This window comes from Roseivivax sp. THAF30 (assembly GCF_009363575.1).
Lineage (GTDB): Bacteria > Pseudomonadota > Alphaproteobacteria > Rhodobacterales > Rhodobacteraceae > Roseivivax > Roseivivax halotolerans.
Map to the genome: position 1 here is coordinate 1,818,804 of NZ_CP045389.1, position 16,393 is coordinate 1,835,196.

Genomic DNA, 16,393 nt, shown 5'->3' on the forward strand with positions numbered 1-16,393 from the left:
CCTCACTCCGTCCCGGCCGGCTCTGGAGCCAGATCGAAGAAGCGCTGCCGGGCCGCCTCCCAGGCGGCGCGGCATTCGGTGTTGGTGGCGTAGTCTTCGGGCGTCAGGTCACGGCAACGCGCGAGGGTGCCGCGCAAGGCGTCATCCCTGACCACATGCCCGGTGTCGGTGGGCAGGACGGTGTGTGTCAGTTCGAGCGCAGCGGCGAGGGCGGCAAGGCCGCCGATACCGAAGGCGACAAGGCGCAGAGTTCGCGGTGTGTCGAGTGCCATGTGCTCACTCCTCGAAGAAGCGCACGGTGCCGGGCGTGTAGCCGCCGCCGTAATCGAGGAACTGGGCGAGGTTCTCGCGGCCCTGCGCCTCGGCGGAGGCGATCCGGGCGGCTTCAAGCGCTTCGGCGCGGTTCTGCGCGGCGATGGCAGCGGTCAGATCGGCGATCTGCGTGGATTGAAGCGCCAGAAGTTGGTTTCCGGCTTGTGCCACCTGCAGGGCGCCGACGGCCCCTTGGCTTTCGCGAATGAGCGCGTCCATCTGGGTGCGCGCGCCGTCGATATTGCCCACGACCCCGGCCTGCACGCGCAACGCGTCCTCGAAGCCCGCGACGGAGGTCTCCCACCGCTCGCGCGCACCGGCGATCATCGCGTCGAAATCACCTTGCGCTGCGGCAGAACCGTAGTCCTGCGCGAATGCCTGTTCGATGGTGGCTACGTCGAAGGCAAGGCTCTGGGCATCGGCCAGGAGTCGCTGGGTTTCGCCGATGGCGTCCTGCAGCTGCGCCAGCGAGGAATGCGGCAGGTTCGCAAGGTTCAGCGCGTCGTTCATCAGCATCTGCGCCTGGTTCTGGAGCTGCGCGATCTGGTTGTTGATCTGCTCCAGCGCGCGGGCGGCCGAGAGGATGTTTTCGGCGTGGTTGCGCGGGTCGTAGACGATCCGCCCGCCGCCCCCGAAAAAGAAGGCTTGGGCCGGTGTCGATAGAACCGGTGTTAGGACGAGGGCGCTGGCCATCAATGCGGCGGCGAGTTTGTGGAACCGGGCAGGGCGCTCAGGATTGCGGGTCATGTTCTGTCTCCTTTTGGTCAGGGTGAGGGGGTGTCGGATCGGCTGTTGCGATGTCGGGCCCGAGCAGGTCGATGGCCCAATCAAGACCGTGATGGCGCAGCCAGCCGGCGGCAAAGCCGTCCCGGTCATGGATGGCGAGCAACTCGGTGATGGCGGTCTGGTCGGCCTTGGAGGAAGCGGCGGTGAAGGCCAGCGCCACCTCACCGAGCCCCAGCGAGAAGAGCCGGTTGCCGCGCCGCGACTGGCAGTAGTAGTCCTGCTTCGGCGTCGCGCGGGCGACGATGTCGATCTGGCGGTCGTTCAGCCCGAAGTTCCGGTAGATCCGTGAGATCTGCGGCTCAAAGGCCCGTTCGTTGGGTAGGAAGATGCGCGTAGGACAGCTCTCGACGATGGCAGGCGCGATGAGGGACCCGTCGATATCGGCCAGCGACTGAGTCGCGAAGATCACTGAGGCGTTCTTCTTTCTGAGCGTCTTCAGCCATTCGCGCAGCTGTCCGCCGAAATTGGCGTCATCGAGCGCAAGCCAGCCCTCGTCGATCAGGATCATCGTGGGCCTCCCGTCGAGCCGGGCCTCGATCCGGTGGAAGAGATAGGCCAGCACGGCGGGTGCCGCTGCTGAGCCGATCAGCCCTTCGGTCTCAAACGCGAGCACGTCCGCGCTGCCCAGGTCCTCGGCCTCAGCATCGAGAAGCCGTCCGAAAGGCCCGCCGAGGCAGAAGGGCTTGAGCGCGCGTTTGAGGTCGGTCGACTGCAGCAGGACCGAGAGACCGGTCAGCGTGCGTTCCCCGCGCGGGGCCGAGGCGAGCGAGGTCAAAGCCGACCAGAGGTGATCGCGCGCGACGGGTTCGATCGTCGCGCCTTCACGTGCGAGGATCCCGGCGAGCCAGTCCTGCGCCCAGGCGCGTTCCAAGGCCTCATCGATCCCGGCGAGCGGTTGGAGCTGCACGGCGGGGTCCTCGTCGACCAGCGCATCGCCGAGGTTTTCCCAATCGCCGCCCATGGCCAGCGTGGCGCAGCGGATCGAGCCGCCGAAGTCGAAGGAGAAGACCTGCGCGCCCGGGTAGCGGCGGAACTGCAGCGCCATGAGCGCGAGCAGCACGGATTTGCCCGCCCCGGTCGGGCCGACGATCAAGGTATGGCCGACATCGCCCACATGTGTGGAGAAGCGAAACGGAGTCGTGCCGTCGGTTTCGGCGTGGAACAGTGGCGGGCCGTCCAGATGGTCGTTCCGGTCCGGCCCCGCCCAGACCGCCGAGATCGGGATCATATGGGCGAGGTTCAACGTCGAGATGGGTGGCTGACGGACATTGGCATAGAGATGGCCGGGCAGGGAGCCGAGCCAGGCCTCGAGCGCGTTCAATGTTTCCGGGATGCAGGTAAAATCGCGCCCCTGCACGATCTTCTCCGCGGCCTTGAGCTTCGCTTCGGCGGTAAGGGCATCTTCGTCCCAGACGGTAATCGTCGCGGTGACGTAGGCCGCGCCCGCTACATCGGCACCAAGTTCCTGCAGCGCCTCGTCCGCGTCGGCCGCCTTGTTGGCCGCGTCACTGTCGAGCAGGGTCGAGGCTTCGTTGGTCATCACCTCCTTGAGGATCGCAGCCACCGACTTGCGCTTAGCGAACCACTGTCGGCGGATACGGGTGAACACCCGGGCGGCATCCGTCTTGTCGAGGCAGATTGCCCGTGTGCACCAGCGATACTCGAAACCCTGGGCGTTCAACTCGTCGAGCAGTCCGGGCCAGGTGGCGCTTGGTAGCCCGACGATGGTCAGGGTCTTGAGATGAGCGGCTCCGAGTCGAGGTGTCAGTCCACCCACAAGAGGATCATCGGCGAGCACCGCGTCCAGGTGCATCGGCACCTCCGGCACGCGGACGCGCTGTCGCCGGGTCGAAACGGTCGAATGCAGGTAGGTCAGGGTCTCTTCATCGGAGAGCCAGGTGATCTCCGGCATGAAACCGTCCAGCAGATCGGTCAGCCGGTCGGCCCGGCTGACAAAGCTGGAGACCAAGTCCTGTGGTCTCGTGCGGCGATCTGGGGCGTTCTCCAGCAGCCAGCCTTCGGCGCGGCTCGCGTCATCCGCGGGCGGCATCCAGACCAGCGTCAGGAAATACGCGCTCTCGAAATGCGCCCCTGCTTCTTCGAACTGCGCGCACCGTTCGGCATCGACGAGGGCGGAGACAGGATCGGGAAACTTGGAGGCGGGGTAGTCCTGCGCGGGGTTCCGTTGCGCTTCCACGAAGACGGCCCAGCCGGAACCCAGCCGTCGCAGCGCGCTGTTGAGCCGGGCCGAAGTGGCGACCAGTTCGGCGGGCGTGGCTGAATCCAGATCCGGTCCCCGAAACCGCGCTGTGCGTTGCAGGCTGCCGTCTTTGTTCAGGATGACGCCGGGTGCGACCAGCGCCGCCCAGGGCAGGAAATCGGCCAGTAGGGCGGATTTGGAGCGGTATTCGGCCAGACGCATCATCGGCTCAGACCCCGAACCAGGAGGGGTAACGGAGATGCCGCCGCGCCACTTCAGCGATCTGTGCGTCTCGCTTCGCGGCCCAGACTGCGAGGAGGTGGCCAACCAACCAAAATGCGAGGCCTACGAGCCAGAGCCGCAGGCCCAGCCCGATGGCGGCCGCCAGGGTGCCATTGGCAATGGCGATGGTGCGGGGAGCACCGGCCAAAAGGATCGGATCGATCAGGGCGCGGTGTACCGGCGCGAAATAGCCGGGGATGTCGGTGTGGTTTTCCATCAGATCAGTGCTCCGCCGCCGAAGGAGAAGAAGGAAAGAAAGAAACTCGAGGCCGCGAAAGCGATGGAAAGGCCGAAAACGATCTGCACCAGCCGCCGGAACCCGCCCGAACTGTCGCCAAAAGCCAGCGTCAGGCCCGTGACAATGATGATGATCACGGCGACGATCTTGGCGACCGGGCCTTCGATCGACTCAAGGACGGATTGCAAGGGGGCTTCCCACGGCATGCCGGACCCGGCGGCGAGCGCCGGCTCAGGCAGGGCGAAGACGAGGAGGCCGAGGGCGGTTGCGCCAAGGGCTGTGCGAAAAGATGGCAGAAGGGTCATGGATGGCTTCCTTGTCTTGGTGTGAAAAGGGGGGTGAGGGCGTAATCGCCCGCGGCGGTCAGGCCGGTGACACGAGCAAGTTCGGACAGGCGACGCTCGGCGCCCCGTCCGGACAGAACGGCAATCAGGTCGATGGTCTCTGCGATCAGCGCGCGGGGAACGGTGACCACTGCTTCCTGAATCAGCTGCTCGAGACGCCGAAGAGCGCCGATTGCGGTCCCGGCATGGATCGTGCCGATCCCGCCCGGATGGCCGGTGCCCCAGGCCTTGAGCAGATCGAGCGCTTCCGGCCCGCGCACCTCGCCGATGGGGATGCGATCAGGCCGCAGCCGCAGCGATGCGCGCACGAGATCGGACAGGCTCGCAACCCCGTCCTTGGTGCGAAGCGCCACGAGGTTCGGCGTCAGGCATTGCAGCTCACGCGTGTCCTCGATCAGGACCACGCGGTCTGAGGTCTTGGCGACCTCCGCCAAGAGCGCATTGGTCAGGGTTGTCTTGCCGGTGGAGGTCCCGCCCGCGACAAGAATATTGGCCCGGCTGGTGACCGCGTCGCTCAGGTGACTAGCGGCGGCGGCGGAGAGGATGCCGCCGGAAACATAATCGTCGAGGGTGAACACCGCGACAGCAGGCTTGCGAATGGCAAAGGTGGGCGCGGAAACCACTGGGGGCAGCAAACCCTCGAAGCGCTCGCCGGTGTCTGGCAATTCAGCCGAAACACGCGGGGCCGCGGGATGGACCTCCGCCCCGACGTGATGCGCGACAAGTCGGATGATGCGCTCGCCATCGGCGGGAGACAGCACCGCGCCTGTGTCGCTCAGCCCCCCTGCCAGCCGGTCAACCCAGAGCCGCCCGTCAGGGTTCAGCATCACCTCGACGACGCCCGCATCCTCGAGACAGGCCGCGATGCCAGGCCCAAGGGCGGTGCGCAACATGCGTGCGCCGCGGGAAGACGTCTCGGTTTTGAAAGACGTAACGGTCATGGTTGGCCTCGCGATGGATCACGAGGCCGATCAAGAAGACCGTTATTGGCCTACGGGCAACAGCTGTGAAGGCGTAGTAGGGGTGTGGTGCGTAAAGGCAGGGGGAGTGCGGGCGCAACCTTCGAGACGTCAAACCGCATTATAGCGGCCGTTCAGTTCTATCGCGGCGAATGCCGGCACAGAGCCCCCTTGGTTGCTTTCTGCGACGCAGCGAACGGCGGTTTTGCTGGGTGGCTGAAACCGTGCCAAATCTCATCAAATTTTGCACGGGTTTTGTGGAACAACTAAGCCATTGATATTTGGTGAGGCAACGCGGGCGTCCGAAAACGACCACTTTGGGCGAATAGGTTCTGGCAAGAAGTCTTTGCCCGCATCGCGCGAGCGCTACACGCAGTAGTCGATCATCTGTTCCGTTCTTCACTACGCCCGCGCCCGCCGAACGCGGGCGGGTCGTCACAGGCATGGCGTGCGCATTCCAGCTCCAACGTGGTGTGCTCGATGTCGAAACGGTCCGCCAGTGCGGCCTTGATCCGGTCCTTGACCGCATCGGCGTCATTCCAGCGGCCCTCGGCGATGACGACATGCGCGTCCAGCGCCGCACGGTGTTCGTCCATTTGCCAGAAATGCGCGTGGTGGATGCCTGTCACACCGTCGATCCCGCGCACTGCTTCGAGAACGGCGTCCGTCTCGATCTCGTGTGGGGAGCCAAGCATCAGGATACGGATCACCGGGCCGATCTCGCGAAACGATTGCCAAATGATGTAGCCCGCGATCAGCACCGTCACGAGCGGGTCGATCAGCCGCCAGTCGTAGAGCAGGATTAGCGTCCCCGCGATGATCACCGCGACAGAGCCGAGCGCATCGGCGACGTTGTGTAGAAAGGCAGCGCGGATGTTCACGCTGGATTTGGACATGGCGTAGGTCAGCGCGGCTGTCACAGCGTCCACGATCAGTGCAATACCGGCGATGATAACAATCAGCCAGCCCTCAACAGGCTGCGGATCGGCAAAGCGCATCGCGGCCTCGTAGAGCAAGTAGAGGCCGATCACGATTAGTGTGGTGTAGTTGATGAGCGCCGCGACGACCTCGACCCGCCCATAGCCGAAGGTCATCTCCGCGTCCCGTGGCCGTCGCGCGATCTTGCGCGCGCCGAAAGCGATGATGAGCGAGATCGCATCGGAAAAGTTGTGCAACGCGTCCGCGATCAGCGCGAGCGAGCCGGAGATGACGCCACCGACAATTTGCGCGACCGTCAGACCCATGTTGACCGCGATGGCGGCGAAGACCCGGCGGTCGCCCGCCTCGGGATCGACGTGATGATTATGGCCGTGCCCCATGCCTGCGGCTCCTTTCGATTCGTATCGTTTCAGTGTAGATGCGATCTACAGCGACTGTAGGTTCAAGGGGCGGCATGAAGGAATATTCCATCGGGCAGATGTCGCGCCAGACGGGCGTGAAGGTGACGACGATCCGCTACTACGAGAGCCGGGGCCTGATCCCGTCTCCGGCTCGCACCGAAGGCGGACAAAGGCGCTACGATGAAGCGGCGCTCGAACGGCTCGCCTTCCTGCGCCACTCACGGGAACTGGGCTTCGGTCTAGATGACATCGCCGATCTGATGGCCTTGGCCGAAGCCCCATCCGAGGACTGCGCACCTGCCCATGAGATCGCGCGCAAGCAGCTCGCAGCGGTGGACCCGCGCATGACCATTCTCGCGCAGCTTCGGGAAGAACTTGTGCGGATGGCCCATGTGGAGGATCCGGGTCATGCCGGGGAGTGCCGCGTGATCGAAGTGCTAGGAAATCACCGGCTCTGTATGGGAACGCATGACCTGTCGGACGCCAGCGCAAATTTATCCGACAACTAAGCGAAGTTCAGCGATAGGGATTCGCCAAAACCCAACCGTGTCTGTCACCGGCGATATCGACCATTTTTGACAACGACCACACAAAACGGGTTGATTGGGCTTGGGCGAAAGATTTTGAAACCCCTTGAAGCTCTAATGGCTAGAGGCCCTATGTTGCGCGTAGATGAGGAGAAAGCGACATTAGCGACCGCAGCATCTTATGCGGGCGGATCAAAGCTGTCGGATAATCAAATCGGAGAAAACACTATGCCACACCTCAACCGTCGCACCCTGCTTTTGGGCGCTTCCAGCATGGCGGCCCTTACCCCGCTTCCGGGCCTCGCCCAAGGCGTCCCTGCCATCCACGTCCTGAGGGACCGGAACTGTGGCTGCTGCGAAGCCTGGGTTAGCATCCTGCAGGCCGATGGCTTTGCGGTTACGACCGAAGCCAGCTATGGCACGCTGCTGATCCGGCACAAACTTGACAATGGCATCCCTCAAGAGATGATCTCCTGCCACACCGGAGAAACTGACGGATATTTCATCGAAGGCCACGTCCCGCCCGCCGACATCCGAAGGCTACTGCTTGAACGCCCCGATGCAGTTGGCCTCGCCGTACCCGGCATGCCGTATGGTTCACCCGGTATGGGACCAGAAGACAACCGCGAGGCCTACGAAGTTTTCCTGATCCGCCGCGATGGTAGCACAGAGATTTTTAATAGCTACGAAGCCGCCTGACTCGCTCTGTTCGTTGACACGAGACGAAGGAGACGGCCGGATACTATTGAATGATCAGGGCGCGACAACCGGGAACACGGGGGGTTATCTTCACCGTACAAGGTTGGGTGCCCCGAGTGATGTGTGCTTCAGGCAGGGAGCACTGAACGTCAGTCCGATATGTCCAAGTCTTTCAGGTGGGAGCAACATGCAGCGAAAGTACGCTTTGGATGATGCCTCCGAAAAAGTCGGCATGTGCTGCAAACCGGACACCGAGAAGCGCCAATCCCGTCTTCTTGGCACTGCAGTGCAATTCAGCCCTGGCGAAAACAGTCTAAGCTGACTGATAACGACGGCTTATGTCCCGTGATAATTGTCGCATGCCTCAACACCCTCTGCGACCACATCGAGTAGTGCGTCTACATCACTCAAAAGGGCTTTTATGCGTGGACTGCTGATACGGTAGCGGATGAAGCGTCCATCACGGTCACCGTTGACTAGACCGCACTCCTGGAGGCATCGCAAATGGTTGGATACGTTTGGTTGTGACAGTTTTGTGCGCTCGACGAGTTCGTGAACGACCAGCGGCCCCTCGCACAGAGTACCGAGAATGGCCAAGCGGCTTGGGTCGGCAAAGCCGCGCAACAGTTTTGCGCGTTGTTCGATGGTACTGGCCTTGTGGTCAGCAACGAGTTGCGTCATATCATTACTCACTGATATATTTTGCTTTGTTCAACTTTAGCAGGAGAACCGCGACAATGGCCAACGCAGAAAGCGCAATCTCAGATGCCCCATCCTTTCGATACCGGGTTTCCGGCATGGATTGCGCCAAGGATGCGGCCCAGATCGAACGGGCTGCGCAGTCTGCCGGGGTCGCGCCCGACGCGGTGAAAGTGTCGGCGGCGACCCATATCATGACACTGAAGGCTCCCGAAGCGCGCTTGCCGGAGATCGAAAAAGCCGTCGAAACGACCGGCTATGGCTTTGATCGGATTGAAAGCGACGAAGACATGCGGCAGAGCGCAGCTCACCAGGACCCGGGCTATCGCCGCGCGCTCTGGATCGTCGTGATCTTGAACGTGGGTTACGGCGTTCTTGAAATGATTGGAGGCTTCATTGCCGGATCACAGGCCGTAAAGGCCGACGCGCTGGATTTTATTGGTGATGGCGCGATCACCTTCCTCGGCCTGCTGGCCATCGGTTGGAGTCTTCTCTGGCGGGCGCGGTCGGCCCTGATCCAAGGCATCTTCCTTGCCCTGCTCGGTCTTGGCGTCTTTGGGACAACCATCATGCGGGCATTCGAGCCGACAACCCCAGACGCCACGCTGATGGGGCTTCTGGGCCTGATTGCTCTTGTGATCAATGTCATCTCCGTGCTGCCGTTGCTGCATTACCGGAAGGGGGACGCGAACATGCGTGCCGTCTGGCTGTTCTCGCGCAACGACGCCATTGGCAATGCGGCAGTCGTTGTCGCGGCCGGTCTGGTGGTTTGGCTGGGTAGCGCGTGGCCCGACCTCATTGTCGCCTTCGGCATCGCCGGGTTATTCCTGCATTCTTCCTGGTCGATCATCCGCGACGCGCGGTCCGATCTGAAGGCGGCGGCATGAACAACCGCGTTCTGGGTGGGCTCTGTGCGATTGCAGCTTTCGGTTTCGATCAGGGCACCAAGGCGCTTGCCCTGAACACCCCGGCGCTTGAGAACGGGGTCGAGGTTCTGCCCTTTCTCAACCTCGTGCGGGTTTTGAACGATGGGGTCAGCTTCGGTATGCTCGGCGGGGTCGTACCCTGGTGGGGTCTGGTCGCACTTGCTGCCGTGGTCGTGGCATGGCTGCTGATCTGGCTATGGAAGGCTCCGGACGGGCTGACAGGTGCGGCGCTCGGTCTGATCATCGGAGGCGCGCTTGGCAATATCCTTGACCGTCTGCGCTATCAGGCCGTCCCTGACTTTCTCGACTTCCATTACGGGTCATACCACTGGCCGTCCTTCAACTTGGCTGACGTGGCGATCTTTTGTGGGGCAGCATTGCTGTTCTGGGACAGCTTTCGCACCTCGAAAGTCAGGCCGGAAAATCGGGAACAAGACAATCGCAAGGGAGATGTCACGGGGGGATAACAGCTAACAGGCAAAGAACTTTGGGAGGGAATTCGGCTTGAGATTTTTGGATTGGATTGACCGTGGCATTCGCGGCATCGGCGTCGTGACTGCGTGGCTGACAGTTGTTTCGATTGCTGCTTATGGCGCGCTTCAGATGCTGGATCGCAAGCTACAACTTGGCGTGTCGAGCTATTTGCCGGACCTGTCCACGTCACTGCTGTTCATCCTAATTTTCTTGACCTTTGGGTATACCTATCTGCGCGACGGTCACGTGCGCGTTGATGTTCTTCGCAGGCATTGGTCCCCGCGCCGCATTGCGTGGATCGAACTGATAGGTGGCCTATTTGTCCTTCTGCCGCTCGCCGCCATCCTAACCTACTACGGGTGGGACGGTTTAATGCGCACCACGAGATATGCGGAAACCCAATTGTGGGCACAACGCATTGCCGGGGTCATCGGCCCTATCCTACTGGCTCTTGCAGGGGTGATCGTAGCCCTGCGCAACATCGCCTTTTTAGCAGGGAAACGCGCGCAGGGCGCACCGGAACAATCGAGCGGATTGCACAGTGGCGAGTGAAGTCCTCACCGTCGCCATGCTAGTCGTGATGGCCATCGGGGTCTTCAGCGGCTTTCCGGTGGCTCTGGTCCTCGCAGGGACAGGCTTTTTGGGATTTGTGGCTGCGGTCTGGGTGGGGATCACTGATTTCCAGCACCTTGGATTGATCTACCTGCGGGCCCGTGGCGTACTCACCAATGAAGCCGTCCAGTTTACCAGCGTTCCGATGCTGATTTTTCTTGGCTTGGTTTTGAACGCCAGCGGGATTGCCGAAACCATGTTCCGCTTGCTGGGGCGCCTTCTGACAGCGGTTCCGGGCCGCTTTGCTATTGCGACCCTGCTTATCGGCCTCGTACTCGCGCCAGCCGCCGGGGTGATCGGCGCATCCGTAATCACCGTGGCTCTGGTGGCCTATACGCCGATGATGGCCTCCGGCTACGCCCCGCGAACTGCGGGTGCAGCGGTCGCGGCTTCGGGCGCACTGGGCGTCGTGTTTCCGCCAGCCGTGATGCTGTTCTTCATTTCGAACGTGTTCTACCTGCGCATTGGATTGATGTACGTCGCTCTCATCGTGCCCGTTCTTCTGATGGTCATGGCCTTCGCGATTTACTTTGCTGTCACCTTGCGAAAAACCGTCGAAATCCCATTGGACGCACCAAAAACAAATCTTGGGTCAGACCTCTTGTTCGTGTTCGCTTCTGTAGCTGTTATCGCATCCATTCCGCTCAGCATTATTCTGGGTCTTGCGACACTCTCAGAGGCCGCTGGCGTAGGGGTGTTTGGCGCGCTGTTGGTTGCGCTGGTGCGAAAGCGTTTGTCTTTCTCATCATTGAACTCTGTCACGGTGCAGACAAGTACGATGACATCCATGGTCTTCTTCATTGTCCTCGGCGCATCGGTATTCTCGCTGAGTTTCCACCTAGTTGGTGGACCAGATGTCATCTTCGACTGGATATCCGCTTTCGATCTCACTCGGTGGGAACTGCTAGCGATGCTCCTTGGCGTGATCATCATACTTGGGTTTGTCTTTGACTGGATCGAGGTGCTACTGGTCTTTGTACCCGTGCTGATGCCGATCTTTTCAGAGCTCGATTTCGCGGATCACGTCGGCTCTGCCTACTTTGCGCAAATCTGGATCGCTGGCCTTATTGCCTTGGCCCTGCAGACGTCTTTTCTGACGCCACCCTTCGGCTACGCCCTTTTCTTTGCCAAGATGGCGGCACCGAAGGGTATCAACCTTTCCGATATCTATCGCGGCGCGGTCCCTCTTGCAGCCATTGAGATTGTATTGATCTCAGCGCTGATCTCGTTCCCTCAGCTTATCACCTGGCTGCCTGAAATGTCCCTTGGGTCTGAAGATGTGCCGCAGCTGATCGAACGGTGATAGATGTTGCCTGCAGCGGGGGCGGACATTGCTCCAAACCTACCAGATTGCCACATCAGCGCGAACGTCCGTTCCTTCACGAAGCTCCATTTTCGTATGCTGTCTCGATGCGCCGTTCCTCAAACGCCAGCCGAACGTAGGGGTGGCTCGAAGATCGCAACGATGGACATAACACCCATTCTTGGAAATTGCCCCCCCAATGGGGCCATTGGCGCGCTTGCAGCGAAAGCACACTTTGTCCGCACAAGCGACGTTGGTAACCGACGCTAGGAACAACCGCTTTGCTCTGTCGAGAGGCGCGAAAGATCGCTTGTGTCTCGGTTGCCCCCTAGTCCGCAGAGGCTGATAGGTCGCGTGAAAGCTCCTTGGTCAGGGTCGATCCCTTGGCCAAACGACGCGAGAGCGTTTGAACGAAACCACCATACCGCTCCTTGCCCTTCGCCTTGGCGGCCGCGTAGGTGTCATCCGGCAAGGGTGGAGTCGTCGTCAGCCAGAAGCGGACGAACAGAGCCAGCGCCTCGGTCGTGATCTCCTGATCGCGTTCCAGCCTTTCAAGCGAACGAGTCAGGCGGTCCAGCCTGCGGACGATCGCGGCTTCGTTCTGTTCTGCGCTGTCGGGTGACAGGAACGACGCCAATGCTGCCTCGATGATCTGGGTTTTGGGAACGCGCCGCCGCGTCGCCAGTGCGTCGATTTCGTCGAAGAGGGCTGCGTCGACATAGGCGGTGATCTTGGCTTTCTTCATGTCGTCACCTCACAGTTCGATGCCGTCGTCCGGATCGAGGGCCGCTTGATGCGCGACGGAGCGGAAGCGGGTTTGCATGGCGCGGGCGCGTTGGGTCTCGTCGTCAGGTTCGTCTTCGAGGGCCGCGAATTCCTCGCGCGGGAACGGCAGTTCGGGCGCCACATCCTCATGTTCTGGGATTTCAGGCTCTCGTCGGATGCCGCCTTCCGCCTCGTCAGCCGGCTTGTTCGTATCAGCTTCCTGAGGCGGTGTGATCGGTTGAAGACTGCTCCAATCATCGGATCCCGCAGGGCTGAAAGGTACAAATACTTCTACGATAGGCGGCTTTTGGATTCTCGCCTTCAGCTGCGCGTCGCGGAAGTAGCGGACTTTCTGCGCCCGGATCGGGGATGCACCTGATACGAGGATGATTTCGTCATCGGGTGGAAGCTGCATGATCTCACCGGGGGTAAGCAAGGCCCGGGCGGTTTCCTGGCGCGAGACCATCAGATGCCCGAGCCAGGGCGACAGGCGGTGCCCGGCATAGTTCTTCATCGCGCGCAGTTCGGTCGTGGTGCCGAGGGCGTCGGACAGGCGCTTCGCCGTGCGCTCGTCATTGGTCGCGAAAGCGACGCGGACATGGCAGTTGTCCAGGATGGCGTTGTTCTGGCCATAGGCCTTTTCGATCTGGTTCAGCGACTGGGCGATCAGGAAGGCCTTGAGACCGTAGCCCGCCATGAAGGCGAGCTGGGATTCGAAGAAGTCGAGACGGCCGAGGGCGGGGAACTCGTCGAGCATGAACAGAAGGCGGTGCTTGCGGTTGGTGTTGTGCAACTCTTCCGTCAGGCGGCGGCCGATCTGGTTGAGGATCAGCCGGACCAGCGGTTTCGTGCGGGAAATGTCCGATGGCGGCACCACGAGGTAGAGGGTGAGCGGCCGCGCATCTGAGACCAGATCGTCGATCCGCCAGTCGCAGCGCCGGGTCACGGCGGCGATCACGGGGTCGCGGTAGAGACTGAGGAAGGACATGGCGGTGGAGAGAACACCGGAGCGTTCGTTCTCGGACTTGTTCAGCAGCTCGCGCGCGGCTTGGGCAACAACAGGATGCGGGCGATCTCCGAGATGGGCAGTCCGCATCATTGCAGTCAGTGTGGCGGCGATGGGACGCCGAGGATCTGACAGGAAGGCGGCGACGCCTGCCAGTGTCTTGTCCTTCTCGGCATAGAGGACATGCAGGATCGCGCCGACCAGAAGGGAGTGGCTGGTCTTCTCCCAATGGTTCCGCCGCTCGAGCTGGCCTTCGGGATCGACGAGGATGTCGGCGATGTTTTGCACGTCCCGCACCTCGCGCTCCCCGCGGCGAACCTCGAGCAGCGGATTGTAGGCTGCGCTGGCTGCATTGGTCGGGTCGAAGAGCAGGACACGCCCGAACCGCGCCCGCCATCCGGACGTCAGCTGCCAGTTTTCGCCCTTGATGTCGTGGACAATCGCGGAGCCGGGCCAGGTCAGCAGGCTTGGGATCACCAGGCCAACGCCCTTGCCGGAGCGGGTGGGCGCGAAGCACAACACATGTTCCGGTCCGTCATGCCGGAGGTAGCGCTTGTCGAGACGGCCCAGCACGACCCCGTCGTCTGCGAACAGCCCAGCGGCGGTGATATCCTTGGGGCTTGCCCATCTGGCAGAGCCATAGGTTGTCACGTCGCTCGCCTCGCGCGCCCGCAGGATCGACAGCAAGATGGCGACGGCAATCGCGGCAATTCCGCCTGCGCCCGCGATTGCGGCCCCTTCCATGAAGACGCGCGGCGCGTAGGCGTCGTACCAGTACCACCAGGTGAAGACCTGCCACGGGCGATAGATCGGCAGGCCGAACAGGGTGGTGAGAGGCGCGCCAAGCTGGGGCTGGAACCCCAGACGAAACGCGACCCATTGTGTCGCCGCCCAAACGAAGAGCAGCGCCACGATGCTGACGATGATGATCTGGCCCCAGAGGATCTTGGTGGCCGATGACGTGTCCTGACGGCTCATGGTGATGTCCTTTCTGCTCAGAGGCTCAGCCCGCGCTTGCGCCCGAGGCTCCAGTCGATCCCGCCGCCGGGCGTCATCGTGCCTGTGACGGTCTGGCCGAGATGGCGTTCGAGTTGCGGGGTCCAGGGGACGAGCGAGAAGCCGAGACCATCGTCGATCATGGCGAAGCGGCCCGAGGCGAGATCGAGGCGTTGGCGGAATGTCCCTGCGACGGGTTTGCCCTCGGTCGGCTTGTGGTGGGGAAGTCCGGTTTGTGTGCTCAGGTCTTGAGCGATGGCGTCCAGTTCGCGGTTGCGCAGGGTGGCCAGCAGATCGCGGGCAAAGGTCACCCGCTGACCTTGCCGTCGGGCGAGACCTTCGGCGACGAGTTGATCCGAGCGGCGCTCCAATGCCTGGCGAACCTCTGCGCCAAATCCGGCACCGCTCAGCGGTGCGCGGTCCCGGGCAAGATGCAGGCGGTCGAGCCAGGTGGCGCCATCCGCCTCGATCTGGGCGGCAATCGACAGATCGGATCGTCCGACAAGAGACAGTTGCGGTATCCCGTCTGTCTTCCTTGTCCAGAGCCGGGTTTCGACAATGCCACCTTGCGGCGTGTCGCCGGTCGCATCGAGATCCCGGAAGCGCAGGTGATGGACACGACCGTCAACACCGTCGATGATCGCGTAGCCGGTGCCGGCGTGGTCATCATGAAAGCCGCGTTCCACCAGCCGCCCGAGGATCGGGGCGGTGGGCGTGCCTTCGATGGCGAAATCACCCGCCGCGCGGTTGCGGTCGGCGCCTATGGCCCGGTGCATCCGTTTGATGATATCGCCGCGCATCCCGAGCTCGCGCAGAGTGTCTTCGGCAGTCGGTTTCAACTCCCAGACGGCAGGGGCGATTTGTTCGGCCAGTCCGAGCCTCTCCAGTGTCTGGGCACGCCCGATCATCAAGCGGCGCAGCTCCGGATCGCGGGGCTCCAGCGTGCCGCGCCGCAGGTCGGCGATGCCGGCATGATCGTCCGCCAGGGATCGCAGGCCGCGGTCGAGATCGGTCCAACGCTCCGCCGTGACCTGCGTTTCGAGCGCTTGAGAAATCTCCCGCTCGCTGCGGGGTCCCAGTTCCAGTTGTACGAGGTCTTCCGCGCGCGCTCGAACCCCCCGGCAGATGTAGTCACGCGAGATGACGAGATCGCGGCCGTCGTCGGCCTTTCCGCGCACCAGAATGTGGACATGTGGGTTGTCGGTGTTCCAGTGATCGACGGCGACCCAGTCCAATCTCGTGCCGAGATCCCGTTCGGCTCGGGCCATCAGATCCCGGGTGAAGGCACGCAGATCTTCGAGATCGCCCGCGTCCTCCGGCGAGACGATGAACCGGAAATGATGCCGGTCGTTTTCGCAGCGCGCCGCAAATCCGCCCCGGTCGAGATCATCGCGTTCCGACCCGAACAAGTCGGCGTCTCGTCCATCCTGGCCGACGCCGTCGCGCTGCAGGTAGCCGAGATGCTTGGCCATGGGCGCGGAGCGAAAACGCTTGCCCTGGTGGCGCACGACGCGGGCCTTCGCGACGACGCGTCGGGACGTGCGGGTCAGACCTTTGGTGGTTCGGGCAAACCGTCCGCGTCCAAAAGAGGTGTTGCCGGAGCGCGTGCTGCCCGCGCCGATGCGATAGCCGGTATTTCCGGATTTCCGCGCAGCTCGCATGACCTCGTTGACGAAACGTGTGGGTTGCTTCGAGGTCCTGCCGCCGTCGCGGATACGCCCGGGGCGGATGCGCAGGTCATTGTCGCGCCGGGTCATGGCTGCACTCGCTTCCACGAGCAGCTGCCGCTTGAAAAACTCCAATAAATCAGCGCTCTAGGTGAAGTCCTGCGGCATGCAGCTTGGATGTGCGGCGCAAATCCTCGCAGAGAAACAACAGCTTGAGGTCCGCTTGCGGCACCTCTTTTATCTCGCGCTCTTTCTGTT

17 protein-coding genes are annotated in these 16,393 nt (G+C 62.3%); 6 read left to right on the forward strand and 11 right to left on the reverse strand.

All coding sequences use genetic code 11. The features are described 5' to 3' along the window. Positions 1-2: 2 nt before the first annotated feature. From trbK-alt to FIU91_RS08890, 7 genes are all read right to left on the reverse strand, one after another. The gene (gene trbK-alt, locus FIU91_RS08860) at positions 3-272 is read right to left on the reverse strand and encodes a putative entry exclusion protein TrbK-alt (RefSeq protein ID WP_092813131.1); all 270 of its coding nucleotides are present in this window, start codon (positions 270-272) and stop codon (positions 3-5) included. A gap of 4 nt (positions 273-276) precedes the next feature. Next, positions 277-1,059, reverse strand: coding sequence for a P-type conjugative transfer protein TrbJ (gene trbJ / locus FIU91_RS08865; protein ID WP_092813134.1), 783 nt, complete (start codon positions 1,057-1,059; stop codon positions 277-279). Next, positions 1,043-3,523, reverse strand: coding sequence for a conjugal transfer protein TrbE (gene trbE / locus FIU91_RS08870; RefSeq protein ID WP_152455343.1), 2,481 nt, complete (start codon positions 3,521-3,523; stop codon positions 1,043-1,045). The genes trbJ and trbE overlap by 17 nt, the downstream gene beginning before the upstream one ends. A gap of 4 nt (positions 3,524-3,527) precedes the next feature. Continuing rightward, positions 3,528-3,797, reverse strand: coding sequence for a VirB3 family type IV secretion system protein (locus tag FIU91_RS08875; RefSeq protein ID WP_092813140.1), 270 nt, complete (start codon positions 3,795-3,797; stop codon positions 3,528-3,530). Next, a complete protein-coding gene (locus FIU91_RS08880; RefSeq protein WP_092813143.1) occupies positions 3,797-4,123 on the reverse strand; it encodes a TrbC/VirB2 family protein in 327 nt (108 codons plus the stop codon). The genes FIU91_RS08875 and FIU91_RS08880 overlap by 1 nt, the downstream gene beginning before the upstream one ends. Further along, positions 4,120-5,055, reverse strand: coding sequence for a P-type conjugative transfer ATPase TrbB (trbB, locus tag FIU91_RS08885; RefSeq protein ID WP_254702080.1), 936 nt, complete (start codon positions 5,053-5,055; stop codon positions 4,120-4,122). Before trbB ends, FIU91_RS08880 begins: the two co-directional genes overlap by 4 nt. Positions 5,056-5,504: 449 nt before the next feature. Then, positions 5,505-6,440 carry a cation diffusion facilitator family transporter gene (locus FIU91_RS08890; protein ID WP_152449586.1) on the reverse strand — a complete coding sequence of 312 codons (936 nt, stop codon included), beginning with the start codon at positions 6,438-6,440 and terminating at the stop codon, positions 5,505-5,507. 74 nt (positions 6,441-6,514) lie between these two features. Here FIU91_RS08890 and FIU91_RS08895 point away from each other — a divergent pair, with 74 nt between their 5' ends. Further along, complete coding sequence (locus FIU91_RS08895; RefSeq protein WP_152462199.1) at positions 6,515-6,970, forward strand: helix-turn-helix domain-containing protein; 456 nt, start codon at positions 6,515-6,517, stop codon at positions 6,968-6,970. A gap of 246 nt (positions 6,971-7,216) precedes the next feature. Next, positions 7,217-7,687 (forward strand): DUF411 domain-containing protein, encoded by a 471-nt coding sequence (locus FIU91_RS08900; RefSeq protein ID WP_152452473.1) that lies wholly within the window; start codon positions 7,217-7,219, stop codon positions 7,685-7,687. A gap of 336 nt (positions 7,688-8,023) precedes the next feature. Here FIU91_RS08900 and FIU91_RS08905 read toward each other — a convergent pair whose 3' ends face one another. Beyond that, on the reverse strand, positions 8,024-8,368 hold the full coding sequence (locus FIU91_RS08905; RefSeq protein ID WP_152449588.1) for a helix-turn-helix transcriptional regulator: 345 nt from the start codon (positions 8,366-8,368) through the stop codon (positions 8,024-8,026). Between the two features lie 56 nt (positions 8,369-8,424). Here FIU91_RS08905 and FIU91_RS08910 point away from each other — a divergent pair, with 56 nt between their 5' ends. The 4 genes from FIU91_RS08910 to FIU91_RS08925 are packed head-to-tail and all read left to right on the forward strand — an operon-like array spanning position 8,425 to position 11,701. Then, positions 8,425-9,273, forward strand: coding sequence for a cation transporter (locus tag FIU91_RS08910; RefSeq protein WP_152449589.1), 849 nt, complete (start codon positions 8,425-8,427; stop codon positions 9,271-9,273). Continuing rightward, complete coding sequence (gene lspA, locus FIU91_RS08915) at positions 9,270-9,779, forward strand: signal peptidase II (protein ID WP_005613347.1); 510 nt, start codon at positions 9,270-9,272, stop codon at positions 9,777-9,779. Before FIU91_RS08910 ends, lspA begins: the two co-directional genes overlap by 4 nt. A gap of 37 nt (positions 9,780-9,816) precedes the next feature. Then, a complete protein-coding gene (locus tag FIU91_RS08920) occupies positions 9,817-10,338 on the forward strand; it encodes a TRAP transporter small permease subunit (RefSeq protein ID WP_254702081.1) in 522 nt (173 codons plus the stop codon). Then, positions 10,328-11,701 carry a TRAP transporter large permease subunit gene (locus FIU91_RS08925; protein WP_254702082.1) on the forward strand — a complete coding sequence of 458 codons (1,374 nt, stop codon included), beginning with the start codon at positions 10,328-10,330 and terminating at the stop codon, positions 11,699-11,701. Before FIU91_RS08920 ends, FIU91_RS08925 begins: the two co-directional genes overlap by 11 nt. A gap of 328 nt (positions 11,702-12,029) precedes the next feature. Here the strand turns inward: FIU91_RS08925 and FIU91_RS08930 are convergent, their stop codons facing one another. The 3 genes from FIU91_RS08930 to FIU91_RS08940 are packed head-to-tail and all read right to left on the reverse strand — an operon-like array spanning position 12,030 to position 16,225. Then, positions 12,030-12,446, reverse strand: coding sequence for a ribbon-helix-helix protein, CopG family (locus FIU91_RS08930; protein WP_092811254.1), 417 nt, complete (start codon positions 12,444-12,446; stop codon positions 12,030-12,032). 9 nt (positions 12,447-12,455) lie between these two features. After that, positions 12,456-14,450, reverse strand: a complete 1,995-nt coding sequence (locus tag FIU91_RS08935; RefSeq protein ID WP_152462200.1) for a conjugal transfer protein TraG — start codon at positions 14,448-14,450, stop codon at positions 12,456-12,458. A gap of 17 nt (positions 14,451-14,467) precedes the next feature. After that, complete coding sequence (locus tag FIU91_RS08940; protein ID WP_092811250.1) at positions 14,468-16,225, reverse strand: DUF3363 domain-containing protein; 1,758 nt, start codon at positions 16,223-16,225, stop codon at positions 14,468-14,470. Positions 16,226-16,393: the final 168 nt, after the last annotated feature.